Consider the following 24,462-nt stretch of genomic DNA (forward strand, 5'->3'; position numbering starts at 1 on the left):
GTCCTCAGGGTACCATTGACGGGTGGTTGGTCCGGGGGAGCGGGCCGGTGTTGCCCACAGAATACAAAGAGGCAACAGTGGCAAAGATTGATCCGCGCGGACGCAAAGTCAAAATTCTGGCCACCTTGGGCCCAGCCAGCCGCACGCCCGAAATGATCGAAAAGCTGCTGCGCGCCGGGGCCGATGCGTTTCGCGTCAACATGAGCCACGGCGATCACGAAACCCACGCTGCCACGATCGCCGCGATCCGCGAGGTGGAAAAGGCGGTAGGCCGCCCGGTTGCGGTGTTGTGCGATCTGCAAGGGCCCAAGCTGCGCGTTGGCCAGTTCAAGGATGGCAAAGCCGTCATCCGCCATTCTGGCCACTTCACCTTTGACCGCGATCCTGCGCTGGGCGACGAAAACCGGGTCTGCCTGCCGCACCCAGAACTGTTCGGCGTGCTCCACAAGGGGCAGCGCCTGCTGATCGACGATGGCAAGCTGCGGCTGCGGGTGATCGAGGCCAGCCCGGACAAGATCCTGTGCAGCGCCGAAGTGGGCGGGGTGATTTCAGACCGCAAGGGAGTCAACGTTCCCGATGCGGTGGTGCCGATCCCGGCCCTGACCGAAAAGGATCGCCGCGATCTGACCTTTGCGCTTGATCAGGGAGCAGACTGGATCGCGCTGTCATTCGTCCAGCGGCCCGAAGACGTGGCCGAGGCGCGCAAGCTGATGGGCACTTCGCAAACCGCGCTAATGGCCAAGATTGAAAAGCCCGCAGCGGTTGAGCGGCTGGAAGAAATTATCGAACTGGCCGATGGCATCATGGTTGCGCGCGGCGATCTGGGGGTTGAATTGAACCCTGAGGAAGTGCCGCCGATCCAGAAGCGGATCGTTGCGATCACCCGGCGCAGCGGCAAGCCGGTGGTGGTCGCCACGCAAATGCTCGAATCGATGATCGAAAGCCCCGCACCAACCCGCGCCGAAGTGTCAGACGTGGCCAATGCGGTTTATGACGGCGCCGATGCCGTGATGCTCTCGGCTGAAACCGCCAGCGGGGCCTGGCCGGTCGAAGCGGTTACGATCATGCACCGGATCGCCGCCCAGGTGGAAAGCGATCCGGGTTATTCGGAACGGATCCACTTCACGGTTGTGCGGCCTGAGGCAACCACCGCCTCCGCGCTGGCCCAAGCCAGCGCCGCGATTGCCGAAACGATGACCGTTGCCGGGATCATCATCTTCACCGGATCGGGCAGCACCGCCCGCCGCGTGGCGCGCGAGCGCCCGCGCGTGCCGATGCTGGTGCTCACCCCGTCGCAGCGGATCGCCCGGCGGCTGGCCCTGCTGTGGGGCACCCACGCGGTAACCACCAAGGATATCGGCAGCTTTGAAGAAATGATCGCCAAGGGCAAGCGGATGGCGCTGCGCCAGGGGTTCGGCCAGGCCGGCTCAAAGCTGGTGGCACTGGCCGGGGTCCCGTTTGGCACGCCCGGATCGACCAACCTGCTCCATGTGGTGACGCTGAGCGGGGATGAGCTGAGCAAGCACGGTGACTGATAACGGTTCCGTTCAGAACGGCGATGCCTGCGAAGTGATCGCGGGCACCCACAAGGGGCGGTGCGGCACGGTGGAAGACTGGAAACTGAGCAAGACCGGCCACGCCACGATCACCGTGCGCGAGGCGAGCGGCGAGCGGTTCAAGACCTTGGCGCGGAATGTGCAGGGGGTTTGAGTCTCAAATTCCAGATTCCAGAACTCCAAATCCGCTCGTCCTGAGCTTGTCGAAGGACTGCCCTTTTCTTCAAGCGTCACCGCGCGCGGCACGAAGAACAGGACAATCCTTCGACAAGCTCAGGATGGGCGGAATGGGGGAGGGGATCTTTTCGGTTGAGTTCGCAGCCTCAGAAATGAAGGCGGGCAATTTGGACTGAACAACATTGCGGACGTACCCGCTGCCAGTCTAACCTTGGATACATGCCGCTCGATCATTTCGTTTCCCAAGTCCACTTGAAACGCTTCTACGCGTCAGACCTTGGCGGGAAAAAGATGCACGCCATTCGAAAGACGGATGGGCGAAAGTTTCCTTGTGGTTCCGAGGATGTGTGTCGGATCGAGGACGGCAACACTAATACCTTTTTGTCCGAGCCACGAATGATCGAGGAGTTCGCAAAGCTGTTTGAGCCTAAGTACAACTGGGCTTGCGCGGCCCTGGAAGAAGGCCAAGTTCATCCCAACGTGGTGTTCGTCATTGCGGGCTTCGCGGCCTTTGTGATGTGCTGCTCGCCAACAGGCATGCGGCTTGGAAGTGCGCCGCTCGAAGCACTAGTGCCGATTGAAGCGCAGTTGATGGACCGCATGGGACTATTTGACATTGTACCGCCGGAGCTCGGCGAGAAATCTGTGACAGAACTGATCAATGAGGGCTCGCTTGTATTCGACATAGACGGTCGTTACCCGCAGGCGATCGGCATTCGCAATATTGTTGATCATGTCACCGCATTCGGGAATTTTCATTGGGATATCCTCATAAACAAGCATGCTGATACCCCATTTTTTACGAGCGACTTTCCGGTTGCAATTGAAGAGAATAGCGACCCTCGCATTGCCAATCGGATCGTTCCTCTGACGCCTTGGCTTGCCATTAGAATCTGCCCTCGTGTCGAATTGTCGGGAAAGAAACTTGAGCCGACCTTCGAGCATTTCAGCTATACGGCGATGACCCCGTCGCGTCACGAAATCCTGACCCTCAATCGGACGATCGTTCGATCAGCTGAGACGATTGTATTCTACCCGCTGATCGCGCCGTGGGTTGAAGGGTTTGTCCGCAAGCATGCTAAATTTAGAGTGGAGATCGAGACCACAAACATTGGCATTGGCACCGGATTTCTAAGCACGTCGCGAACCGTGGTGCGACCGCGCAACGCGCCACCCAAGCCAGACCCATTGGTTGCGTAGGACGCCTGGTCATCGAAGTTCGGACAGCTGCCCTCTGAATCGCTGCCTGATCACAACAAAAAACCCTCGTCGCCCCGTGCTTGCCACGGGGCTTGGCTACCTTTCGGCCTCGCCGCCTGGCCCCTGCCCCGCCGGATACCACTGTTCCCACAGGTCCAGCCATTCAGGGTTATCCGTCTCGATCAGCGCGAACTTCCATTCGCGGCGCCATTTCTTGACCAGTTTCTCGCGTGCAATGGCGGGTTCGATTTCTTCGTGGCGTTCGGCGTAGACCATCATGGTCTTGTTGAAGTCGTTGACGTGGGCCGAGCCTTCGCCTTCGCGGTGCTGCCACACGCGGCGAATCAGATCGGAGGTTACGCCGACGTACATCCCGCCGCGATAGCGGTTCGCCATGATGTAGGCCCAGCCGCCCTTTTTCATTCTGCCTTCATGGCAAACGTTAGGCCGCAAGGAAAGCCAAGCCCCGTGTCAAGCACGGGGCGACGGGGTGGGTTATGGGGTTGCCCTACCCAAACAACCCCCGCAGCTCCTTCTTCAAGATCTTGCCATTGGCGTTCCTCGGCAAAGTCTCTGCCAAAAACAGCACCTTCACCGGCACCTTGAACTTGGCCAGCTTGCCCCGCACCAGAGCCTGCAATTCCGCCTCGCTCGCCTCGGTCCCGGGCTTTAAATACACAACCGCCGCCGGTTCCTCACCCAAAGTCCGGTGCGGGATACCCACAATCGCAGCGTCCATCACCGCCGGGTGTTCGTAAAGTACGTTCTCTACCTCAGACGAATAGATGTTCTCACCCCCGCGGATCACGATGTCCTTGGCGCGGTCGGCGATGTGACAGAAACCTTCCTCGTCCAGCCAGGCCAGGTCGCCGGTGCGGACCCAGCCATCGATGAAGGTTTCGGCGCTGGCCGCGGGGTTGTTCCAGTAGCCCGCGACGATCATCGGGCCGTTGGCCCACAGTTCGCCCACTTCGCCCTGCGGCACTTCATTGCCATCGGGGTCGGTGATCTTGAGGCGCGATACCGGCACCGGGGGGCCGGCGCTTTCAGGACGGTTGAGGTAATCCTCGGCGCCGTGCTGGGTGACGGTGGCTGTGGTTTCGGTCATCCCCCAGCCATTGCCGGGCAGCGCGCCGAACACTTCGCGGATTTTGCGGACCAGTTCTGGCGCGCTGGGTGCGCCGCCATAGCCGATCGATTCGATGCTGGAGAGATCGTAGCTTTCGCGGGCTGGATGCTCGATCAGCTGCCAGGCGATGGTCGGCACGCCTCCCGTGGCGTGGACCTTTTCGCGCTCGATGATCTGGAAGGCCTTTTCCGGGTCCCACTTGTACATGAAGATCATCGTGTGCCCGCCCGCCAACGCGCCCATCATCGTCGCGCTGCAGGCGGTGGCGTGGAACAGCGGGATCACGGTCAGGATCGTGCGCGGCTCGGGATCGGGCAAAGCCTCGCCCCGACGCAACACACTCCGCGCGGCGGTGTAGCCCGATGAGAAGATGTTGCTGAGGAAGTTACGGTGCGTGCCCAGCGCACCTTTGGGATTGCCGGTGGTGCCGCTGGTATAGAGGATTGTAGCGGGGTCATCGGTGGCGATCTCTACGGTGGGCAGCGCGCGTTCGGGCAAGGCGGCCCAGGCCGCGCTCTGTCCGATCACGTCTTCCAGGCGGCTGGTATCAGGCCGCGCCACGGCGAGCCGCGAGACTAGAATGTGCTCAAGCCCCGGCAGTTCGGCGCGGTGCGGCAGGATCCGGTCAAGCCGTTCGGCATCGCAGACCAGCAGCCTGGCGCCCGAATGCTCCAGCCCATAGGCCAGTTCCTGCCCGGTCCACCACGCGTTAAGCGGTACACAGATCGCGCCCAGCGTAATCGTGGCAAAAAACACCACCGGCCATTCGGGCAGGTTGCGCATGGCCAAGGCAATCCGGTCACCCTTCTGGATGCCCAGTTCCTCGAAATGCTCTGCCAGCGTCGCCACGGCGCGGTACCACGCATCATAGCTGATCCGCTCATCCTCATAGATCGTGAACAGGCGATCGCCGTGGCCGCGCGCCAGTTCAACCAAAGCGGAAAGGTGCGGCGGCGCATTCTTCCACACGCGGGTCGGCACACCGCGAATCTCGACCGTCTCAATCTCGAATTTGCTGCCGGGAATGCAAAGCGCAGCTTCACATTCGGGCAATGTCATCGCCGGCCAACCAGCCGGGATCCATTCCTTGAAACTGTCGCCCATCATCTCTCCATGGCCGCCTGTGTGCGCGCCCTGGAGCCGAACCTATGCTAGCCGCGCGCGCCGAACAAGGCCGAGCCGACGCGCAGATGCGTTGCGCCCATCATCACCGCCGTTTCGAAATCGTCTGACATTCCCATCGAACGTCCGGCCAGCCCATGATCGGCCGCCAGCTTGTCCAGCAGCGCAAAAAACGGAGCGGCTTCAAGATCGGCTGGCGGAACGCACATCAGCCCGCTAACCGGCAGGTTGGCGCCGCGCGTTTCGATCAGCAAGGCGGGCAGATCGGCAATCGCGCAGCCACCCTTCTGGTCCTCGGCCCCGATGTTGACCTGGATGAAACAGGGCACCTGCCGCCCGGCCTTGTCCATCGCCTTGGCCAATGCAGTGACCAGACTGGGCCGATCAAGCGAATGGATGCAATCGAACAGCGCCACTGCTTCTTCAGCCTTGTTGGATTGCAGCTGGCCGATCAGGTGGAGTTCGATTTCGCGATGCTCAGCGCGCAGGGCGGGCCATTTGCCCTGGGCTTCCTGCACCCGGTTTTCGCCAAAAATCCGCTGCCCGGCCCGGATCAATGGCTCGATTGCGGCGGCGGCGTGGGTCTTGCTGACGGCGATCAATGCAATCTCGTCCACTTGCCGCGCTGCCACTTTTGCGGCGTGGGCGATACGGGCGTTTATGGCTGCGAGGAGTTGGGCTGGATCGGTCATGGCGCGGTGCTATAGCGGTCCGGTGCCGCGTTTGAAGCCCCTGCCTGCAATCTGGCTGTTTTCCGATGCCCGCAACGCTGCGGGGCTTGCTGCAGCCTTGCGGGCATTGCCGCGCGGCAGCGGGTTTGTGTTCCGCCATTATCATCTGGATTCGGTTGATCGCCGGGCCGAATATGATCGGCTGGCACGGCGCGCACGTGCGCACGGTCATTTGGTGGTGCTGGCCGGTAGCAGGCCCTTGGCCCGCCGCTGGGGGGCGGATATGGCCTATGGCCCGCGCAGCGATCTGGTCCCGGTCCATTCGCTGCGCGAGCTTGCGCGGGTCGGCGCGGGGCAGGTCGCAGTGCTCTCACCCGTATTCCCAACCCGCTCGCATCCCGGCGCGGCCAGCCTTGGCCCGCTGCGGTTCCGCCTGCTGGCGGCCCGCGCACCGGTCCCGGTAATTGCGCTGGGCGGGATGAATGCAAAAGTGGCGCGGCGGCTGAACTGGCCGATCTGGGGCGGGATAGACGCTTTTTTGCGATGAGCCGTCACGCTGATTCCCAAGGATTCTTGACGCGGAGTCGACCCAAGGCGCATAACGCCTGACCAGACTAGGGGAGCATCAGGCAAATGGCCACCAGACCATCTTCGGCCAGCCATCGCGGCGCGCGCGTCAATTGGCGCGCCGCGATGAAGCGCGCAGCGCGGCGCAGCGCCGAAATCGGCGGTGCAGTGCTGCTGTTGGCGGCGATGGCGTTCTTTGCCCTGGCCCTGGTCAGCTATCACCAGACCGACCCCTCGGCCTCGACCGCGGCCGGCGGACCGGTACAGAACTGGATGGGCGGGGCTGGGGCCTGGCTGGCCGAGCGCGCATTCTTCCTGTTTGGCTGGATTTCGGTGCTGTTCCTGCCGCTGTTCTATGTCTTTGCGCGCAAGCTTTGGCGGCTGGTCGAGGAAGAAGACCACGATCTGGAGCATGCCAATCACGCCTGGTGGCGCCCGATCGGCTTGTTGCTGTTCGCGATGGCGTTGATTTCCACCACGATCGCAATTGTGGTTCCGCAAGGCGGTGATGCCTATCCGGCCGGGTGGGGCGGGATCGCCGGGCTGCTGGGATCGGGCGCCGTGCACTGGGTGGCAGGCAGCATGCCTGACGGGTTTGGCTGGATTTTCACCACCTTGGCGGCGCTGATTGCACTGGGTGCAGGCGCGATCATAGCCGGGCGGATCTTTGCGATCGATTGGGCCAGCCTGCTCACTTTACCGCGTTTCATGCTGCGCGAACGCCGCACTGCTGCGGATGACGGCAGTTTTATTTCAACTGCCCCGGCCCGTACCAAACGGGATCGTGCGCAGCCGCCGCAATTGCTGGGCGAACCACGCAAAGCGCCTGAAATCACCGATCCGGCCCGCGCCGCCCGGCCCGCACCGCCGGTTGGTCCGGGCCGTCAGCGCGATCGGTTCGACGCCTCTACGCTGCCATCGCTTGATCTGCTGCGCGATCCGCCCCCGGCTTCGCTGCAAAAGATCGACAAGCTGGCGCTGGAACGCAACGCCCGGCTGCTGGAAACCGTACTGGATGATTTCAACGTCAAGGGCACGATCGATGCGGTCCGGACCGGCCCGGTGGTGACCATGTACGAATTGGAACCCGCGCCCGGCACCAAGGCCAGCCGGGTGATCGGCCTGGGCGATGATATCGCCCGCAATATGAGCGCGATTTCGGCACGGATCTCATCAATTCCGGGCCGAACCGTGATGGGGATTGAACTGCCCAATGCCGATCGGCAAATGGTCAGCTTCAAGGAACTGGTCGCCTGCGAAAAGTTTGCCAATTCAAAGGCGCAACTGCCGATCATTCTGGGCAAGGATATTGCCGGCGAACCGATCGTGGCCGATCTGGCTACCATGCCGCATTTGCTGGTGGCGGGGACCACCGGATCGGGCAAGTCGGTCGGGCTCAACTGCATCCTGCTCTCGCTGCTCTACCGGCTGACCCCGGCACAGTGCCGGATGATTCTGGTCGATCCCAAAGTGCTTGAACTCAAAAGTTATGACGATATCCCGCACCTGCTTTCTCCGGTGGTTACTGAACCCGCCAAGGCGGTCCGCGCACTCAAATGGGCGGTGGAAGAGATGGAGCGGCGCTATCGCCAGATGAGCGAGCTTTCGGTGCGCAATATCACCGGATTCAATGAAAAGGTCACCGCCGCGATCGCCAAGGGCAAGCCGCTGGGCCGGCGCGTCCAGATTGGCTTTGATCCCGAAACCGGCGGCGAACTGTTTGAAGAAACCCAGCTTGATTATCAGGTGCTGCCGCAGATTGTGGTGATCGTCGATGAACTTGCCGATCTGATGGTGACAGTTGGCAAGGAAGTCGAAGTTCTGATCCAGCGGTTGGCCCAAAAAAGCCGTGCGGCCGGGATCCACCTGATCATGGCAACCCAGCGCCCCTCGGTTGATGTCATCACCGGGGTAATCAAGGCCAATCTGCCAACCCGGATCAGCTTTGCCGTAACCAGCAAGATCGATAGCCGCACGATCCTGGGCGAACAGGGCGCCGAACAGCTGCTGGGCAAGGGCGATATGCTCTACAAGCCCGCCAGCGATGCGATCAAGCGGGTCCACGGTCCGTTCGTTTCAGACGAGGAAGTGGAAATGATCGCCGATTTCTGGCGCGGACAAGGCACTCCCGAATATGTCGATAGCGTCACTGAAGAGCCAGAGGACGGCGGCTTTGGCTTTGACGATCTTGATGGGGCCGCCAGCGATAGCCCGGATGAGCGCAAATACCGCCAGGCCTGCCAGATCGTGTTCGAAAGCCAAAAGGCATCAGCCTCGTGGCTTCAGCGGCAATTGGGCGTGGGCTATAACACCGCCGCCAAATGGGTTGAACGGATGGAAGCTGACGGGTTTGTTGGCCCGGCCAACCACGTCGGGCGGCGCGATATCTACCGCGATAAGGACGGGAGCCCGCTTTGACAGGCTCCCGCCGGATCAATCTCAGCTAAACGTATCGGCAGGATCGCTGCCCAGTGGATCGGGGCCGTACTGGTTGAAAACGAATGTTCCGCCGGGCCCGGCAAGGTTGATGCACTGCTTCCAAATCAATCGGCTGAACCAACTTTCAAGACCTCACGCGCCGCACCCAGCCGCACCACCAGATCGGCGCGGGCGGGCATTTCGGCCAGGATCCAGCGCGTCAGCCGCTGATAGTGCTGAATAAAGCGGGCCAGCGCGGCGCGGTCCATCGCGCGGGCCGCGCCGCTGCGGCGCAGCTTGTCTTCAGCCTCCTCGCGCCAGCTGGCCACCACATCCCAGCTCGGCGCGGCCAGCAGCACCAAAAGGTCAATCCGCGCGAACAGGGTCTGGTATGGGCCGGCCAGCGCGGTGTTGGCATGGGTTCGCCAGACCGCACCCGGATCCTCATCGGCCTCCAGCGCGTTTACCGGGGCGGCCAGCGCGGCACCGGGCTGGGGTGCTGCGCCCAGGCACCAGCCTTCAAGCAGCAGCACCTGCGTGCGCGCCGGGGCATGCGGCCATGATTGCGGCGGAGCGCGATCATCGGTGCCTTTGTCAAACCGGGGCAGCGGCGCAGGCTGTTTGCGGTCAAGCGCGGCGATCACTGCCAGCCCCAGCGCGGGATCGTGGGTGCCCGGCACTCCGCGGGTGCAGAACAGCGGGTGGACTTGCTGGGCCAGCGCCTGCCGCTCGGCCAGAGTCAGGTATAGATCATCAAGCGATAGTGTGGCGGCGGCCGCGCCCTGTGCGGTTAGTGCGGCTTCCAGCGCCGCGCACAGCGTGGTCTTGCCGCTGCCCTGCGCGCCGCAGATGCCCACCACCAGCATGCCGCCATCAGCCGGAATGGCCGCGCAGATGCGGGTCAGGAGGAGGCCGAGCAGTGCGGGATCGGGTGCGGACACGGGGACTATATCGCACAAAGACACAAAGATGCGATGCTGATTGGCGCATGAAGGGGTTTCACCATCCGCGTCATCCCCGAGAAGGCTGGGACCCAGTGTTGGCCCGCCCTGGGTCCCCGCCTTCGCGGAGATGACGAGATGGGGGGGGTGGCAAAACGGACCACCAGCTTTGTGTCTTTGTGCGCGGCAATATGAATGCACCGCCTCTGCACACAAACCCCACTGCAACGGCACCCCCGCACCCAAACGATTTTCACCGCAACGTCACAAACCCCCCGCAACAAGGAGGCAAATCTGATGGCATTGTTAGGCAAGACCCGTTGGCACGGTTCGCTGGCACTCAAACTGGCAATGGCGGCGCTGGTGGTGATGCTGGGTGATCTGGTGTTTTGGCAGTGGAGCCAGGCGATGGGGGTGCAGGGGCTGTTCGGCTTTGCGCTGGTGGCGGCGCTGTTTGCGGCGCGTCCGGCAGTGCGGCAAGACAAGCGCGCGTTGATCGCGCTGGCTTTCGCCGCGCTTTATGCAGCGGCCCAGCTGTGGGATCCCAGCCCGCTGGCCTTCGCCCTGTTCTGGATCGCGATCGGCACGGCTACTATCCTGCCCGGCGTCGCCCGGTTTGGCGATGGCTGGGGCTGGTTCCAGCGGCTGATTGTCCATGGCTTCAAGGCGCTGGTTGGCCCGCTGATCGATTTGAACATTCTGGGCAAGGTCCGCCGCAAGCGCCCGGCCGGTCAAACCGGATTGCGCCGCGTGATCCCGCTGATCGCCTTGCCGCTGGCCGGCGGTGCGGTGTTTGTAACACTGTTTGCCCAGGCCAACCCGGTGATCGCAGAGCTGCTGGCCCGGCTTAGTCTGCCCGCGTTCGATTGGGAGCTTTTGCCACGCCTGATTTTGTGCGGATTGTTCTTCGTTATGGCCTGGGTTGTGCTACGGGCCCGGCCGCCGCGCCGCCTGGCGGCCACGCTGGATGCCACCGGCGATGTCGCCTTGCCGGGCTTTTCGCTTGGTTCAATCACGCTTTCATTGATCCTGTTCAACGCGCTGTTCGCAGTCCAGAACCTGATGGATTTCGCCTACCTGTCCAGCCTGATCGCCTTGCCGCCGGGGATCACTTTGGCCGACTATGCCCACCGGGGGGCCTATCCGCTGGTGGCAACGGCACTGCTTGCCGCGCTGTTTGTTCTTGTCACCTCACGCCCCGGATCGAGCACTGCAGCCAGCCCGCTGGTGCGCCGGTTGGTCGCCGGCTGGATCGCGCAGAACGTGGTGCTGGTGCTTAGCGCGGCCTGGCGAACGTGGGATTATGTTGAAGCCTATTCGCTAACAACATTGCGGATTTCGGCCCTGCTGTGGATGGGGCTGGTGGCGGCGGGACTGATCCTTGTGCTGGTTCGGATGCTGCAGGCCAAAAGCCTGGGCTGGCTGATCAACGCCAATCTCGCCAGCGCCGGCTTGCTGCTGACCGCGGTCTGCTTCATCGATCTGGGCGCGGTATCGGCCAGCTGGAATGTCCGCCATGCCCGTGAGATCGATGGCGATGGGGCGCAGCTTGATCTGTGTTATCTGAATGAGCTTGGCGGATCGGCCTTGCTCCCATTGATCGAGCTGGAGGGCCGCAACTTGGCCGAACCGCTCAAAGGCCATGTCCGGGCCACCCGCCACTATCTGTTTGAACGGTTGAAACACCAGCGCGATGATGGCGGCTGGACCTTGCTGCTCGATACCAGGCTGGCCCAGGCCACCCGTTTGTCAGGATCGCAATCCCAAACCCCGCCAGCCGGTGAAAGGCCTTGCTATGGAAGCTATGATGATTGACGCGGGGCCAGAAATCGCGCCATCTAGCCCAATGACCCGCACTGTCCTTTTGGTTGATGATGATCCGCATATCCGCGAGGTTTTGGCGTTCGCCTTCGACAAGGCCGGCTTCGCAGTGCGCACGGCCGCGGATGGTGAAGCTGCTCTGGCCGATGTGGCGGCCCAACTGCCCGATCTGGTGGTGCTGGATATCAACATGCCGCGGATGGACGGGCTTGAGGTCTGCCGCCGCCTGCGCGGATCCGGCGATGTACCGGTACTGTTCCTGTCCAGCCGCGACGATGAATTTGACCGGGTGCTGGGGATTGAGCTGGGTGCGGACGATTATGTAGTCAAGCCATTCTCCCCGCGCGAAGTGGTGGCGCGCGCCAATGCAATCCTGCGCCGATCTGCCCGCAGCGTTTCCGCCCCGGCGGCAGGCGCGGCATTGGAAAAGGGCTTGCTCAGCCTGGACACCGACGGCTGGAGCGCACGCTGGCAAGGCCGCGAAGTGGCGCTGACGGTCAGCGAGTTCAATCTGGTTCGCGCGCTGGCCGCCGCGCCTGGCCGGATCCTGAGCCGCGATCAGTTGATCGATCAACTTCATGGCCCCGGCTTTGCGATTACCGATCGAACGGTGGATAGCCATATCCGCAACATCCGCCGTAAGTTCGCCGAGGCTGACGCGCATGATGTGATCGAAACGCGCGCCGGTGTGGGCTATCGGCTGGGGCCCTGCAACGGATCGATCGGCAGCGGGGGCGCCAAATCCGGCGGCTGATCGCCAATTTCAGGCGCGCCGCACGGGCGGCCTGGCCGGTGCCGCGGCTGCGCTGGTTGTTGCTGGCAGTTCTGCTGTTTGCCGCAGCGTTGCCCGGCGTTGCCGCGCTCAGCCTAAGGGTCTATGAAAACGCGCTGGTCCGCCGGACCGAGGCTGAGGTTTCGGCACAGGCCGCCGCAATCGCCGCTGCCGCCGCGCTGGTCTGGCCGGGCAGCCCGATCAGCAGCGCACCACCGGCAGACAGCCAGATCCCGCAAGAGGCGAGCCGGCTCGATCCTTATGCCGCCGCTGCTGCAACCGGGATTGATTTGCGCTCCACCCCCATTCTGCCCGAACGCCCGCTTGCTGCACAGGCGCTGCTGCCGTCCGATCCTGCCGCGCTCGAGATGGCCCGCCGGATCGCCCCGGCACTGGCCGAAACCAAGCGCGCGACCCTGGCATCAATCGTCTTGCTGGACCGCGAGGGGACCATGGTCTCGGGCAGTCAGATCGGCCTGTCGCTGGGCACCTTGCAGGAAGTGCGGGCGGCGCTTGCCGGGGGATCCATCACAGTGATGCGGCGCAATTCCAGCTATGGCCGGGGCTGGCTGGTTCATTGGCTTAGCCCCGCCACCGATATCCGCCTGCACCACGCGCGCGCGATCAGCCTGAGCGGCAAGGTGGTTGGTGTGGTCCTGGTTTCACGCTCACCCAGTGCATTGTTCAGGGGGATGTGGGAGGATTGGGGCAAGATCGCGTTTGGGGTGGTGACGATTTTTGGCTTGCTGCTGATGATTGCTGCGGTGCTGGCCCGCGCTATTGTGGTTCCGGTTGAGCGCCTTTCCGCTGCTGCGCGCGCCCTGGCCCAGGGCCGCAGTGCCCGCTTGCGCAGCCCAACCCTGGAAGTGCGCGAGATCCGCAGCCTCAACGCCGATTTTGCGGCCATGGCCGAAGCGATCAACCGCCGCAGCCGCTATCTACGCGATTTTGCTGCCAGCCTCAGCCACGAATTCAAGACTCCGCTGGCCGGGATCAGGGGCGGGATTGAGCTGTTGCAAGATCACGGCCCCACTATGAGCGAAGCTGAGCGTGCGCGGTTCCTTTCCAACATCGAAGGCGATGCGGATCGGCTTGCGCGTTTGGTCAGCCGCCTGATGGAATTGGCCCAGGCCGATATGGGCACCGGGCATACGCGCGCAGGTGAACACGCCAGTGCCGATCTGCAGGCGGTTCTGGCCCGGCTGACGCTGGCCCACTCTGTTCCCGGCTTTGTCGTTACTGCCACGCTGGAGCCCGATTATCCGGTGCTGGCAATCGAAGCCGAAGTGCTTGAAACCGTCCTTGCCACCCTGATCGAAAACGCCCGCCAATCTGGCAGCAGTGCGTTGGCGATTACCACTGGCCATCGCGGAAGATTCGCCAGTATCGCCCTTACCGACAACGGGCCTGGCGTACCCGAAGCAGACCGGGTCAAGGTGTTCGACCCATTCTTTACCTCGCGCCGCGAAACTGGCGGGACCGGGCTTGGCCTGCCGATCGCGCGCGCGTTGGCCGAAGGGCGCGGTGGATCGCTGGAACTGGGCGATGTCAGTGCGGGGGCTTGCTTCGTACTGACTTTACCAGTGGGCTAGGGCGTGCGGTATCACTATCCCCGAAGTGGATACCCGCGCCAGCGCTTGATCCGGCGGATCGCGAAGGCTGAGCGCATCGATGAGACGCCGGGCAGTGCGGCCAGGCAATCGCGGTGGATGTGGTCGTATTGCTCAAGATCTGTGGCGGCGATCCGCAGCAGGTAATCGGCTTGGCCCGCCATCAGGTGGCAATCGAGAATTTGGTCAAACCGGGCGACCGCACTTTCAAACCGTTCCATCGCCTCGCGGCTTTGGCTGGTCAGGGTGATCTCAACAAAAGCCTGCAATTTGAGACCCAGCGCGTGGGGATCGATCTGCGCAGCATAACCGGTGATCACACCGCTGGCTTCCAGCGCCTTGATCCGGCGATGACAGGCCGAGGGCGAGACGCCCGCCAGTTCAGCCAGCTCAGCAACCGAGCGCGAGCTGTCTTTCTGAAGCGCCTCCAGGATCAGCACATCGTTGCGGTCCATGGTGAAATATTCCGTTTTAGAGCTTGCGAAAGGGAAATATCACCGATCAAGGCGGTTGAACAGGCAAACTTTGGTGAAACATTTGCATAGCGCTGGCGTATCCTGCAGCCAACAGGCAAGCTTAGGAGAGGCTCTATGCGCGTTGGTACCGTCAAGGAAATCAAGAACCACGAATACCGTGTGGGTCTGACCCCGGAAAGCGCGCGTGAGCTGGTGGCGCATGGCCACGAAGTATGGGTTGAAACCGCGGCCGGCAACGGGATCGGGGCTTCTGATGCCGATTACGTTGCTGCCGGAGCTTCGATCCGGGCCACAGCGGCAGAGATTTTCGCGGGATGCGAAATGGTTGTGAAGGTCAAGGAACCGCAGCCGGTGGAACGCGCGCAGCTGCGCAAGGGCCAGGTGCTTTACACCTATCTCCACCTTGCCCCCGATCCAGAGCAAACTGCCGATCTGGTCAAATCAGGGGTCACTGCGATCGCCTATGAAACTGTGACCGGGATCGACAATTCCCTGCCGCTGCTCAAACCGATGAGCCAGGTCGCTGGCCGGATGTCGATCCAGGCCGGGGCAACCGCGCTGGAAAAGGCCAATGGTGGACGCGGCGTGCTGCTGGGCGGCGTGCCGGGTGTGCTGCCGGCCAAAGTGGTCGTGATCGGTGGCGGCGTGGTGGGCTTCAATGCGGCACAAATGGCGGTTGGCATGGGCGCCGATGTGACCATCCTCGATCGCGATCCGGCCGTGCTGGAGCGGCTCGACAGCCATTTCCAGGGCCGTGCCCGCACGCTCTATTCGGGCCGCGCGGCATTGGCAGCCGAAGTGGCTGCGGCTGATCTGGTAATTGGCGCCGTGCTGGTTCCCGGTGCGGCAGCACCCAAACTGGTGACCCGCGACATGCTGAAGACGATGAAGCCCGGCGCGGTGCTGGTCGATGTTGCGATCGATCAGGGCGGCTGTTTTGAGACCGCCAAGGCCACAACCCATGCCGATCCGACCTATGTGGTGGACGGGATCGTGCACTATTGCGTGGCCAACATGCCAGGCGCAGTGGCGCGCACCAGCACTTATGCGCTCAACAACGTAACCTTGCCCCATGCGCTCAAGATCGCCGATCTGGGCTGGAAGGCGGCGCTGAAGGCCAATCCGCACCTGGCGGCCGGGCTAAATGTCCACGAGGGCAAGATCACTTACGAGGCTGTGGCCCGCGATCTGGGCTATGATTACGTACCCCTGGTAGATGTACTTGGCTGAATGATCGGGAAATAGTCGGGACTTTTGCGCGAGCGTTAACCATGGCGCGTCATGAATTGGCATGGCTGTAACGCTAGAAGGCAGCGGATGAGAGCCGCGCCGGTTAATCTTAAACGTTTCTTGCTGATGCTGCTGCGGCTGCTGGCTGGCCTGTGGCTGGTGGCCGCAGCACCCGCTCTGGCCGGTCAGGCCGATGCTGATGGCCTGGCTCCGGTTTGCCATGGCTATGCCGAAACGGAGCAACAAGCCCAGGCGCTGCGTGATGGCAAAGCCGCATGGATTTGCGCCGATCGCGATTGGCAGGCCAATTCGCGCCATGCCTTGCTCCGCTTTGATCTGGGCAATGGCGGGTTGGTGCCAGCCCAGCTTGCTGTCCGACTTGGCCGCTTCGAGGCGGTCCGGATCGATATCACACAGCCAGATGGCACCAACGCAACCCACAGGTTCTTGCCGCGCGATTTTGCTCCGCAAGGCAACATGGGGGCGGCGCTGGGCATGCCTGATGCGGGCACTGCGGCGCGCCAGATCACTGTCGAGCTTGTCACTCCTACGGTGGCAGGAATGGTCGGCGGGGTTCGGCTGCATGCCAAGCCGCAGCCGCTGATCGGCACAGAGCAGTTGTGGATCGCGGTATTGACCGGACTGCTGCTGGTGCCACTATTCTTCAATCTTGCGCTCTACCGGGTGCTGCGCGATCGCTTTTTGCTGTGGCACGTCGGGGTTGTCGGCTTCATGCTGATGCATACTTTGGTGACCTCGGGCTTTGCTCCGCTGATCGGGGCTATTCCGGTCAATGTTCTTGCGCTGCTGGTAGCCTTGACATTCAGCGGCGGTGCGGCGTGTGCGCTGATGATGGCCAGCGAATTCATCGAAGCTGACAAGCTGGGTCCAAGGCTCCGTCTGGCGCTGCGTCTGGCGGCACTTTGGGTGGTGCTCAATGCCGGGTTCTATGTCTCTACCGTCGATTGGCTTCAGGGCCGCGGCTCAAGCATTTATCTTGGCAACTGGATTGTTGTGATCGCGGTTCTGGCTGCCGCGACCGGCAGTGCGGTGCTGCGTGGCAGCCGCTCTGCCAAATTCCTTGTCGCTTCGTGGCTGCCCCTGATTTTGACCGGCGTGTGGCAAATCGGGGAAAGCCTGCTTGGTGATCAAAGCGAACCGATGATCCTGTTCATAATCCAGCGCTTCGCAATCGGCGCCGAAGTGCTGATCACTTCGGTTGGCATTGCCGATCGCTTTATCCAGCTGCGCCGCGATCATGAAAGCCATCGTGCGCTGGCGAGCGAACTGACCCGTTTGGCAGAGCGTGATCCGCTAACCGGGTTGCTCAATCGCCGAGCGATCGAGGCGCGCTTTGCGGCGCTGCGGGCTGATGGATTTGCCACCTTGGCGCTGCTCGATCTCGATCAGTTCAAGTCAGTCAATGATCGCTTTGGGCATGCCACCGGTGATGCTGTGCTGCGGGCCGTTTCGGCTACCCTGCCTGAGGACCGCGACGCACTGGCCGTGCGAATGGGCGGCGAAGAATTTATGCTGCTTTTGCGGGGCAGGGACGCGGTGCAGCGCGCTGAACAGGTCCGTCAGGCGCTGACCGCGCGGGTCGCGCATGAGGTTGCAGGGCTGGATGGGCCGGTCACCGCGAGTATGGGCCTGGTCGAAATTCCATCTGAGGTAATGCCGGATGCCACTTTTGCCTCGATCTACGCCCGCGCAGATGGATTGCTATATCAGGCCAAGCGGGCCGGACGAAATCGCACGGTCCGTGAACGGATGACCATATTTGCGCGCAGCCCGGCAGCGCGGGGCAAGTCAGCCGCAGCTTAGCCTGCGGCATCCTCATCCGCGAAGGGTCGGAACGGCGCTGTCACTTCGGCCCGCACTCTGGCAAGCCGCCCGCTGGCGCGTTCGAGCATGGCCCAGGTGGTATTGGCTGCGACAATCACCTTGCCAGCGGCATTGTGGAAATCGACCCGCCGATCGAACCGCGCGCCGGTCGGCGCGTTGGGGATGAACGTCTCGGCAGTCACGCGCTCGCCCACGCCGACATTGCCGCGATAGTCGATCTCGTGCCGGGTCACGACCCAGAAATAGGCTTGCTGGTGTTCGGGGCTGGCCACGCTGGTCCAGTGGGCGATCGCCACCTGCTGGATCCAGTCAACCCAGACTGCATTGTTGACATGGCCCAGCTCGTCGATGTGCTCGCTCTGGGCGGTGAAGGTCAGGCTGTGGCGGTTGGTCACAGGCAAAATCCGCGTGCGCATTGGACGAACAACGTGGCCCACATGCCCAGCGGCAGCACCATTGGCAGCGCAAAGATCAGCAGCCACCATCGCCGGGTCTGCCAGATAGACCAGGCCAGGCAGGCCAAGCCAAGCAAGTGCAAAGGAAAGAATCCCAGTATCAGCTCGAAACGGCCCGTCATGAGGAGCAATGCTGAGGCCAAGGCGCACAGCATTCCCCCGATTGCGGCCCAGCCTAGATCCTTGATGCTCATCGCGGGCCCAGTTCGAAGAATCCGGTGGCGACCGCGATCATGGTGCCGATCAGCATCGCGGTCGAGCCAAGCAAAAGCTTATCGCGGTAACGGTCTGGAAAAGCCCCGCGCAGCCCATAGACGCTCCACAGGATCAGTCCGCTGACCAGCGTGAGCGGGAAGCCGATAATCATCGCTGCTAACTGGGCATAGGATTCGCCGCTGCGCGGCTGCGACCAGAACATTACCATCATCAGGATCATGACGGCCGCCTGGGCGACCAGCAGGGCCAGGCCCAACCAGCCCTTCAAGGCTGCCTCCCCGCCGAAAGATGTTTCATCCCGCCACCTCCAGTTGCCACAGGATAAAGGCAAATTCCTCAGCTGTCTCGCGCAGGCTTTCAAACCGGCCGCTTTTGCCGCCGTGGCCCGCGCCCATGTTGGTTTTCAAGAGCAGTTCGTTGTCGCCGGTTTTAAGCTCGCGCAATCTGGCGACCCATTTCGCGGGCTCCCAATAGGTCACGCGCGGATCGTTGAGGCCGGCGGTGACCAGCATCGGCGGATAGTGTTGCGCCTTGACCTGGTCGTAGGGCGAATAGCTGCGGATCAGTTCGAACGCCGCCCTGTCTTCAATCGGATTGCCCCATTCGGGCCATTCGCCGGGCGTCAGCGGGAGGCTGGCGTCCAGCATGGTATTGAGCACATCGACGAACGGCACGTGCGCCGCGACCGCACCCCACAGGCCGGGATCGGAATTGACCACAGCGCCCATCAGTTCGCCGCCAGCCGATCCGCCCGCAATCGCAATATTGCCAGCTTCGGTCAGCCCGCGATCAATCAGGCCTTTCGCCACATCGACGAAATCCTGGAAGGTATTGGTGCGGTGCTCCAGCTTGCCGGCTTTGTACCAGGCCCGACCCAGATCATCGCCGCCACGGATGTGGGCGATGGCATAGGCAAAACCGCGATCGACCAGGCTAAGCCGGGTGGTAGAAAAGCCCGGCTCCATTGCGATCCCGTAAGCGCCATAGCCATAGAGATAAAGCGGGCCGCCGCCCACCCGGTCCTTGCGCTGCATGATGGACACCGGGATCATCGTGCCATCGCGCGCGGCGATCTCCACGCGCTCGGTAATATAAAGCGAGGCATCATAGCCCGACGGGATCTCTTGGACCTTCAGCGTGGTCATCGCCTTGCTGGAGACGTCATAGTCGATCACCGATGCCGGGCTGACCATGCTCTCATAAGACAGCCGCAGCACATCCATGGCCCATTCGGGATTGTCACCAAGGCCTGCTGAAAAGCTCGCTTCGGGGAACCGGATCGGCTCGATCCTGGCTGGATCGTCATAGTAACGCACCTCAACCCGGTCGAGCCCGCGGACCCGCCCTTCGATCACGTAGAAATCGCGGAACAGGTCAAACCCGGTCAGGTAAAACTGGTCACTGCCCTCGATCAGCGTGGTCCAGATGCCCGGATCTGACATCGGCGCGGTGGCGAGGCGGAAGTTTTCGTGGGTATCATTGGTGTGGATGAAGAGCGTGCTTTCATGCAGATCTACATCGTATTCAACACCGCTTTGACGGGCGCGGACCAGCACCTGTCTGGCAAGCGGATCAGCGGCAGGAACCAGCCGGATCTCGCTGGTTTCATGATCGCCGGTGGACAGGATCAGCCATTGCTCATTGGCCGAAAGCCCGGCGCTGGCGCGAAAGCCCTCGTCATGTTCGTGGTACAACTCAACATCGCTTGATCCTGATTGGCCAATCCAATGCAGACAGACCTTGTCGGTGCGCCACTGCTCGTTAGCTGGGGTATAGACCAGCCCGGTATCGCCGGCGACCCAGACCAGCGAGCCGATTGTCCCGGTAATCTCATCAGTCAGCAGCAAGTCGGTATCAAGGTTCTTGATCCGGGCGGTGAAGCGTTCAGAGCCGTTGTCGTCAAACGAGTAGGCCAGATGATGGCCGTCCATCGAGATCGAAAAGGCTTCGAGCCGGAAGTATTCTTTGCCCGCTGCCAGTGCGCCTTCATCCAGGATCAGCTGATCTTCGCCTGCATCGTCTTTGGCCGTCACGGGCCGCCGCCACCATTTCTTGTATTCGGCACCTTCCTCGAATTCGATCCAGTAGAGGTAGAGGCCGTCTTTTTGCGGGACCGACCGGTCGGCCTCTTTGATCCGCGCACGCATTTCCTTGAACAGAGCATCGATCCGGGCCTGCTGCGGGGCCATCCGGCTTTCAAACCAGGCATTTTCAGCATTCAGATGACCCAGCACGGCCGGATCGGTAACTTCGGGATAGCCCGGATCGCGCAGCCAGGCGTAGTCATCGCTGACCGCAATCCCGTGGTGGGTTTCGACGTGCGGCTTTTTGGGTGCGACGGGGGGAGTGGTAACGGCCATTGGCTCGCTCTATGGTGCGCGCAGAAGGACTGCAAGCCATGCTGATGAACACCCATGAAGCGCGCCTTGATGCGCTGCGCAAAGAATTGAAAGCCCGGGGGCTGGACGGATTTGTGATTCCGATCTCGGATGAACATATGAGCGAATATGTGGGCAGCTATGCCCAGCGGCTGCACTGGCTTACCGGATTTGGCGGATCGGCTGGCAGCGCGGCGGTGCTGGCGGATCGAGCGGCGGTTTTCGTTGATGGGCGCTATACCATCCAGGTTCGCGATCAGGTTGATGGACGGCTGTTTGAACATCAATCCAGCCTGGTAACCTCGGCTGGGGCCTGGCTGGCACAGCATGCCGGCGAAGGCGCAAGGATTGGCTTTGATCCATGGCTGCATGGCCGGCCTTGGGCCGAACAGACCAGAACGGCCTTGGAAGCCCAGGGGGCCGAACTGGTTCCAGTCGATGGCAATCCGATCGATGCGATCTGGTCCGATCAGCCAGCGCCATCCCCGGCACCGGCGGTGGTCCACAACAGCATCCTGGCGGGGCAGGCAAGCGAAGCGAAGCGCAGTGCTGTGGCAGAGTGGCTGGCTGCCAAGGGGCTTGATGCGGCGGTGGTTTCTGCGCTGGATAGCGTCGCCTGGTTGCTCAACATTCGCGGGGCAGACGTTGATCGCACGCCAGTGGCGCTCAGCTTTGTGCTGGCCCATGCCGATGGCACTGCCGAACTGTTCATCGCAGAGGAAAAGGTAACGCCTGATCTGCGTGCGCATCTGGGCAATGCTGTAACCATCCGCCCGCGCGAGGCGTTTGTTCCGCAGTTGCAGGCACTGGCCGGCAAGAAGGTGGCGGTTGATCCGGATCGCACCGTGCAGGCGGTGTTCGCGGCATTATCCGGAGCGGGGGCAACAATCGTGGAACTCACTGATCCAACCATTATGCCCAAAGCGATCAAGAACTCTGCTGAGCAGGCCGGACAGCGCGCATCGCAGGCCCGCGACGGGGCGGCAGTCGCAAGGTTTCTGCACTGGCTGAGCGTTGAGGCCCCACAGGGCGGGCAGGATGAACTTTCGGCGGCGGCACGGTTACAGGCTTTCCGTGCGGAAAGCCCCGAACTGCGGGATCTATCGTTCGATACCATTTCTGCCGCCGGGCCCAATGGCGCGCAGTGTCATTACAAGGTTAGCGAAGAAACCAACCGGAAAATTGACCCCGCATCAGTCTATCTGGTCGATTCGGGCGGGCAGTATGCCGATGGCACCACCGACATTACCCGTACCGTCTGGATCGGGACGGCTGATGGACTGGGGGCGCCAAGCGCAGAGCACAAGGATCGCTTCACCCGTGTGCTCAAGGGCCATATCGCGCTGGCCATGGCGCAGTTTCCCAAGGGCACAGTGGGCGCGCAGCTCGATACGCTGGCGCGGATGCATTTGTGGGCCGTCGGGCTCGATTATGCGCACGGCACAGGCCACGGGGTTGGCAGTTTCCTGTCGGTCCACGAAGGGCCGCAGCGGATCGGCAAGCTGCTGGGCGGACAGGCTGGAACCGCCACCGAACTGGCAACAGGCATGATCCTTTCGAACGAGCCTGGCTATTACAAGGAAGGCGAATACGGCATCCGGATTGAAAATCTGGTGCTGGTTGAGCGCCGCGAAGCGCCCGGCCAGGAAGGCGAGTATTTCGGCTTTGAAAACCTGACCTGGGTGCCGATCGACCGGACATTGGTGGATACCGGGCTGATGACCCGTGATGAGCTGCGCTGGTGGGATGATTATCACGCCAGGGTTGAGGCGATCCTGGCCCCGCAGCTGGACGGCGCGGCGCTGGATTGGCTGAAAGCTGCCTGCGCGCCCTTGCCAGCTTTTTGATGTTCGCTTAATGTTCCGCTTCGAATCGGATGGAGAAAAGCAATGATCGGATATGTAACCGTTGGCACCAACGATCTGCCGCGCGCCGCAAAGTTCTATGATGCCCTGGCTGCTGAAATGAACACCCCGCGGATGATGGAATTTGAAACTTTTATCGCCTGGGGCACGCCCGGCGGCAGCTGCGGGATCGCCGCAACCAAGCCATTTGATGGCCAGGCAGCTTCGGTCGGCAATGGCGTGATGGTCGCGATTGAGGCGCGCGATCAGGAACAGGTCAATCGGCTCTATGCCATAGCGCTTGAAAACGGCGGCACCGATGAAGGCGCGCCGGGGCCGCGCGGCGAAGGGTTCTACGCCGGCTATTTCCGCGATCCCGATGGCAACAAGCTCAATGCTTTCGTGATGGGGTGATTGCGCGGCGATGAACCGATCGCCCCAATTGCGACAATTGGCGACAATTCTCAGGCTTTGCGGCATAAGTATGCGACATGGCGGGGGTAGTAGGGATCACGGAAGCCGCGCGGCAACCGATGCTCCCCCCTCCCCACCGGCCCGCGCGGCTTCTCGCCATTCCAACCTGGGAGTATCCCGATGAAAAAGACGATCCTTGGCCTATCATTGCTCGCTCTGGGCCTTGCCGGCACAGCCTATGCTGCAAACGAGGCCCGTGCGGCCGATCCGATGGGCGATAAGACCATCACCAAGGCTGAATTCCTGACCCAGCACGGTCTGATGTTTGACAAGCTCGACGCCAACCGCGACGGCAAGCTCGATCCCGCCGATCACGCGGCGCATATGGGCCAGATGTTTGATGCGGCTGACAGCGATCACAATGGCTCGCTCTCACGCGATGAATTTGCCGCCGCTCATCAACGCGGCCCGCAAGCCGGCGAAAGCCAGGAAAGCGATGACCAACGCGGTGGCCAGCGTCGCGGACGACATGGCGCAAAGCGCGGCGGCCAGCACGATGGCAGCAGGGCCATGCACATGATCAAAATGGCCGATACCAACAAGGACGGCACGGTAACGCGTGATGAGTTCATGGCCATGTCCGGTCAGCATTTTGACAAGATGGACGCCAATCATGATGGCAAGCTGACCAAGGAAGAACGCAAGGCCGCACATGCCAAAATGAAGAGCATGCGCCGCGGCGGACCTGGCGGGCCGGGCGATCATTCCGGGCATATGCCGCCGCCGCCGCCTGCGCCAGCCAACTGACCCCGCAAGCGGCGACGGTTGCCAGACAATGGAACGGACTGACCCGATCCGCCTGCTGCTTGTCGATGACGAGCCGGCACTGCGTGAACCCCTGGCCGCGTATCTGACGCGCCAGGGGTTTGCGGTGCGCGAAGCGGCCAGCGCGGCTCAGGCGCGCAGCCTGATCCGCGATGAATTGCCCGAACTTGTCCTGCTCGATATCATGATGCCGGGTGAGGACGGGCTTTCGCTGTGCCGCCATCTGGCCGAAACGCACAGTGTGCCGACCATCCTGTTGACCGCCAAGGGCGAAGCAACTGACCGTATCGTCGGGCTGGAAATCGGCGCGGACGATTATGTAGTCAAACCATTCGAACCGCGTGAACTGGTGGCCCGGATCCGTTCTGTGCTGCGCCGCAGCGCCAAAGGCGGCACACAGCCGCTGCTCGAAGACGAAAATTACCTCTTCGAAGGCTGGCAGCTTGATCCGCTCAAACGCCGCCTGATCGATCCCGCCGGCACATTGGTGCCGATCTCCTCGGCCGAATTTCGGCTGCTTTTGGCATTTCTCGATCATCCGCGTCAGGTCCTTGATCGTGACCGGCTGCTCGATATGGTTCAGGGCCGCGAAGCGCATCTGTTTGATCGCGCGGTTGATAACCAAGTCAGCCGTCTGCGCCGCAAGATCGAAGTAGACAACAAAACACCAACCATGATCCAGACCGTATGGGGCGGCGGCTATATGCTGGCCGCCGAAGTGCGGCGGGTCAGATGTTGATTGGGGCCAGCCCCTGATGAGGCCGCTTTTGGGGGGGATTTGGCCAAAAAGCCTGC

23 protein-coding genes are annotated in these 24,462 nt (G+C 62.2%); 14 read left to right on the forward strand and 9 right to left on the reverse strand.

From position 1 onward, the window contains the following. The first annotated feature begins 77 nt into the window (after positions 1-77). The 3 genes from pyk (at position 78) to ABL914_RS02525 (ending at position 2,933) form a co-directional block, all read left to right on the forward strand. Complete coding sequence (gene pyk, locus ABL914_RS02515; protein WP_391561572.1) at positions 78-1,535, forward strand: pyruvate kinase; 1,458 nt, start codon at positions 78-80, stop codon at positions 1,533-1,535. After that, on the forward strand, positions 1,528-1,710 hold the full coding sequence (locus tag ABL914_RS02520) for a hypothetical protein (RefSeq protein ID WP_391561573.1): 183 nt from the start codon (positions 1,528-1,530) through the stop codon (positions 1,708-1,710). Before pyk ends, ABL914_RS02520 begins: the two co-directional genes overlap by 8 nt. 242 nt (positions 1,711-1,952) lie before the next feature. After that, positions 1,953-2,933, forward strand: a complete 981-nt coding sequence (locus ABL914_RS02525) for a DUF4238 domain-containing protein (RefSeq protein ID WP_391561574.1) — start codon at positions 1,953-1,955, stop codon at positions 2,931-2,933. Between the two features lie 96 nt (positions 2,934-3,029). Here the strand turns inward: ABL914_RS02525 and ABL914_RS02530 are convergent, their stop codons facing one another. The 3 genes from ABL914_RS02530 to ABL914_RS02540 form a co-directional block, all read right to left on the reverse strand. Further along, positions 3,030-3,356 (reverse strand): GIY-YIG nuclease family protein, encoded by a 327-nt coding sequence (locus ABL914_RS02530; RefSeq protein WP_391561575.1) that lies wholly within the window; start codon positions 3,354-3,356, stop codon positions 3,030-3,032. A gap of 85 nt (positions 3,357-3,441) precedes the next feature. Beyond that, a complete protein-coding gene (locus ABL914_RS02535; protein WP_391561576.1) occupies positions 3,442-5,166 on the reverse strand; it encodes a class I adenylate-forming enzyme family protein in 1,725 nt (574 codons plus the stop codon). A 47-nt stretch (positions 5,167-5,213) separates the two neighbouring features. Beyond that, positions 5,214-5,876: a YggS family pyridoxal phosphate-dependent enzyme gene (locus ABL914_RS02540; RefSeq protein ID WP_391561577.1), complete on the reverse strand. Its 663-nt coding sequence runs from the start codon at positions 5,874-5,876 to the stop codon at positions 5,214-5,216. Here ABL914_RS02540 and ABL914_RS02545 point away from each other — a divergent pair. Then, positions 5,875-6,402 carry a thiamine phosphate synthase gene (locus ABL914_RS02545; protein WP_391561578.1) on the forward strand — a complete coding sequence of 176 codons (528 nt, stop codon included), beginning with the start codon at positions 5,875-5,877 and terminating at the stop codon, positions 6,400-6,402. The two genes, ABL914_RS02540 and ABL914_RS02545, sit on opposite strands and share 2 nt — an antisense overlap. 86 nt (positions 6,403-6,488) lie before the next feature. Further along, complete coding sequence (locus ABL914_RS02550) at positions 6,489-8,840, forward strand: DNA translocase FtsK 4TM domain-containing protein (RefSeq protein ID WP_391561579.1); 2,352 nt, start codon at positions 6,489-6,491, stop codon at positions 8,838-8,840. 125 nt (positions 8,841-8,965) lie between these two features. On the opposite strand, the gene ABL914_RS02555 is transcribed toward ABL914_RS02550, so the two are convergent. Beyond that, on the reverse strand, positions 8,966-9,706 hold the full coding sequence (locus ABL914_RS02555; protein WP_391561623.1) for a kinase: 741 nt from the start codon (positions 9,704-9,706) through the stop codon (positions 8,966-8,968). A 372-nt stretch (positions 9,707-10,078) separates the two neighbouring features. On the opposite strand from ABL914_RS02555, the gene ABL914_RS02560 reads away from it, so the two are divergent. Genes ABL914_RS02560 through ABL914_RS02570 form a run of 3 tightly spaced genes read left to right on the forward strand, consistent with a single transcriptional unit; the run spans position 10,079 to position 13,966 of the window. After that, positions 10,079-11,596 (forward strand): DUF4153 domain-containing protein, encoded by a 1,518-nt coding sequence (locus tag ABL914_RS02560; protein WP_391561580.1) that lies wholly within the window; start codon positions 10,079-10,081, stop codon positions 11,594-11,596. A gap of 31 nt (positions 11,597-11,627) precedes the next feature. After that, positions 11,628-12,356, forward strand: coding sequence for a response regulator transcription factor (locus ABL914_RS02565; protein ID WP_391561581.1), 729 nt, complete (start codon positions 11,628-11,630; stop codon positions 12,354-12,356). Positions 12,357-12,394: 38 nt separating this feature from the next. Further along, positions 12,395-13,966 (forward strand): sensor histidine kinase, encoded by a 1,572-nt coding sequence (locus ABL914_RS02570; protein WP_391561582.1) that lies wholly within the window; start codon positions 12,395-12,397, stop codon positions 13,964-13,966. 14 nt (positions 13,967-13,980) lie between these two features. Here the strand turns inward: ABL914_RS02570 and ABL914_RS02575 are convergent, their stop codons facing one another. After that, positions 13,981-14,439, reverse strand: coding sequence for an Lrp/AsnC family transcriptional regulator (locus tag ABL914_RS02575; protein ID WP_391561583.1), 459 nt, complete (start codon positions 14,437-14,439; stop codon positions 13,981-13,983). Positions 14,440-14,574: 135 nt separating this feature from the next. Between ABL914_RS02575 and ald the strand changes: the two genes are divergently transcribed. Both ald and ABL914_RS02585 read left to right on the forward strand, forming a co-directional pair. Further along, complete coding sequence (gene ald, locus ABL914_RS02580; protein ID WP_391561584.1) at positions 14,575-15,690, forward strand: alanine dehydrogenase; 1,116 nt, start codon at positions 14,575-14,577, stop codon at positions 15,688-15,690. An 87-nt stretch (positions 15,691-15,777) separates the two neighbouring features. Next, positions 15,778-17,514, forward strand: a complete 1,737-nt coding sequence (locus tag ABL914_RS02585) for a diguanylate cyclase (RefSeq protein ID WP_391561585.1) — start codon at positions 15,778-15,780, stop codon at positions 17,512-17,514. Here the strand turns inward: ABL914_RS02585 and ABL914_RS02590 are convergent. From ABL914_RS02590 to ABL914_RS02605, 4 genes are all read right to left on the reverse strand, one after another. After that, entirely contained in the window at positions 17,511-17,930 is a 420-nt protein-coding gene (locus ABL914_RS02590) for an acyl-CoA thioesterase (protein ID WP_391561586.1), read from the reverse strand. The genes ABL914_RS02585 and ABL914_RS02590 overlap by 4 nt on opposite strands. After that, positions 17,927-18,112 (reverse strand): hypothetical protein, encoded by a 186-nt coding sequence (locus ABL914_RS02595; protein ID WP_391561587.1) that lies wholly within the window; start codon positions 18,110-18,112, stop codon positions 17,927-17,929. The genes ABL914_RS02590 and ABL914_RS02595 overlap by 4 nt, the downstream gene beginning before the upstream one ends. A 68-nt stretch (positions 18,113-18,180) precedes the next feature. Beyond that, on the reverse strand, positions 18,181-18,474 hold the full coding sequence (locus ABL914_RS02600) for a hypothetical protein (RefSeq protein ID WP_391561588.1): 294 nt from the start codon (positions 18,472-18,474) through the stop codon (positions 18,181-18,183). 25 nt (positions 18,475-18,499) lie between these two features. Continuing rightward, positions 18,500-20,566 carry a S9 family peptidase gene (locus ABL914_RS02605; RefSeq protein WP_391561589.1) on the reverse strand — a complete coding sequence of 689 codons (2,067 nt, stop codon included), beginning with the start codon at positions 20,564-20,566 and terminating at the stop codon, positions 18,500-18,502. A 38-nt stretch (positions 20,567-20,604) separates the two neighbouring features. Between ABL914_RS02605 and ABL914_RS02610 the strand changes: the two genes are divergently transcribed. The 4 genes from ABL914_RS02610 to ABL914_RS02625 all read left to right on the forward strand — a co-directional run bounded on the left by ABL914_RS02610 (position 20,605) and on the right by ABL914_RS02625 (position 24,406). Further along, positions 20,605-22,431: an aminopeptidase P family protein gene (locus ABL914_RS02610; RefSeq protein ID WP_391561590.1), complete on the forward strand. Its 1,827-nt coding sequence runs from the start codon at positions 20,605-20,607 to the stop codon at positions 22,429-22,431. Between the two features lie 42 nt (positions 22,432-22,473). Beyond that, a complete protein-coding gene (locus ABL914_RS02615) occupies positions 22,474-22,842 on the forward strand; it encodes a VOC family protein (protein ID WP_391561591.1) in 369 nt (122 codons plus the stop codon). 180 nt (positions 22,843-23,022) lie between these two features. Beyond that, complete coding sequence (locus ABL914_RS02620; protein ID WP_391561592.1) at positions 23,023-23,649, forward strand: EF-hand domain-containing protein; 627 nt, start codon at positions 23,023-23,025, stop codon at positions 23,647-23,649. 28 nt (positions 23,650-23,677) lie between these two features. Next, positions 23,678-24,406: a response regulator gene (locus tag ABL914_RS02625; RefSeq protein WP_391561593.1), complete on the forward strand. Its 729-nt coding sequence runs from the start codon at positions 23,678-23,680 to the stop codon at positions 24,404-24,406. The last annotated feature ends 56 nt before the right edge of the window (positions 24,407-24,462 follow it).

The sequence above is a fragment of the Novosphingobium sp. genome, assembly GCF_040079535.1.
GTDB lineage: Bacteria > Pseudomonadota > Alphaproteobacteria > Sphingomonadales > Sphingomonadaceae > Novosphingobium.

Bases quoted from the DNA above. Each gene is read 5' to 3' on its own strand.
- ABL914_RS02525 (WP_391561574.1), top strand. From the start codon at position 1,953: ATGCCGCTCGATCATTTCGTTTCCCAAGTCCACTTGAAACGCTTCTAC.
- ABL914_RS02530 (WP_391561575.1), bottom strand. From the start codon at position 3,356: ATGAAAAAGGGCGGCTGGGCCTACATCATGGCGAACCGCTATCGCGGC.
- ABL914_RS02535 (WP_391561576.1), bottom strand. From the start codon at position 5,166: ATGGGCGACAGTTTCAAGGAATGGATCCCGGCTGGTTGGCCGGCGATG.
- ABL914_RS02545 (WP_391561578.1), top strand. From the start codon at position 5,875: ATGGCGCGGTGCTATAGCGGTCCGGTGCCGCGTTTGAAGCCCCTGCCT.
- ABL914_RS02540 (WP_391561577.1), bottom strand. From the start codon at position 5,876: ATGACCGATCCAGCCCAACTCCTCGCAGCCATAAACGCCCGTATCGCC.
- ABL914_RS02550 (WP_391561579.1), top strand. From the start codon at position 6,489: ATGGCCACCAGACCATCTTCGGCCAGCCATCGCGGCGCGCGCGTCAAT.
- ABL914_RS02555 (WP_391561623.1), bottom strand. From the start codon at position 9,706: ATGCTGGTGGTGGGCATCTGCGGCGCGCAGGGCAGCGGCAAGACCACG.
- ABL914_RS02560 (WP_391561580.1), top strand. From the start codon at position 10,079: ATGGCATTGTTAGGCAAGACCCGTTGGCACGGTTCGCTGGCACTCAAA.
- ABL914_RS02565 (WP_391561581.1), top strand. From the start codon at position 11,628: ATGACCCGCACTGTCCTTTTGGTTGATGATGATCCGCATATCCGCGAG.
- ABL914_RS02575 (WP_391561583.1), bottom strand. From the start codon at position 14,439: ATGGACCGCAACGATGTGCTGATCCTGGAGGCGCTTCAGAAAGACAGC.
- ald (WP_391561584.1), top strand. From the start codon at position 14,575: ATGCGCGTTGGTACCGTCAAGGAAATCAAGAACCACGAATACCGTGTG.
- ABL914_RS02585 (WP_391561585.1), top strand. From the start codon at position 15,778: ATGAGAGCCGCGCCGGTTAATCTTAAACGTTTCTTGCTGATGCTGCTG.
- ABL914_RS02595 (WP_391561587.1), bottom strand. From the start codon at position 18,112: ATGACGGGCCGTTTCGAGCTGATACTGGGATTCTTTCCTTTGCACTTG.
- ABL914_RS02605 (WP_391561589.1), bottom strand. From the start codon at position 20,566: ATGGCCGTTACCACTCCCCCCGTCGCACCCAAAAAGCCGCACGTCGAA.
- ABL914_RS02610 (WP_391561590.1), top strand. From the start codon at position 20,605: ATGCTGATGAACACCCATGAAGCGCGCCTTGATGCGCTGCGCAAAGAA.
- ABL914_RS02615 (WP_391561591.1), top strand. From the start codon at position 22,474: ATGATCGGATATGTAACCGTTGGCACCAACGATCTGCCGCGCGCCGCA.
- ABL914_RS02620 (WP_391561592.1), top strand. From the start codon at position 23,023: ATGAAAAAGACGATCCTTGGCCTATCATTGCTCGCTCTGGGCCTTGCC.
- ABL914_RS02625 (WP_391561593.1), top strand. From the start codon at position 23,678: ATGGAACGGACTGACCCGATCCGCCTGCTGCTTGTCGATGACGAGCCG.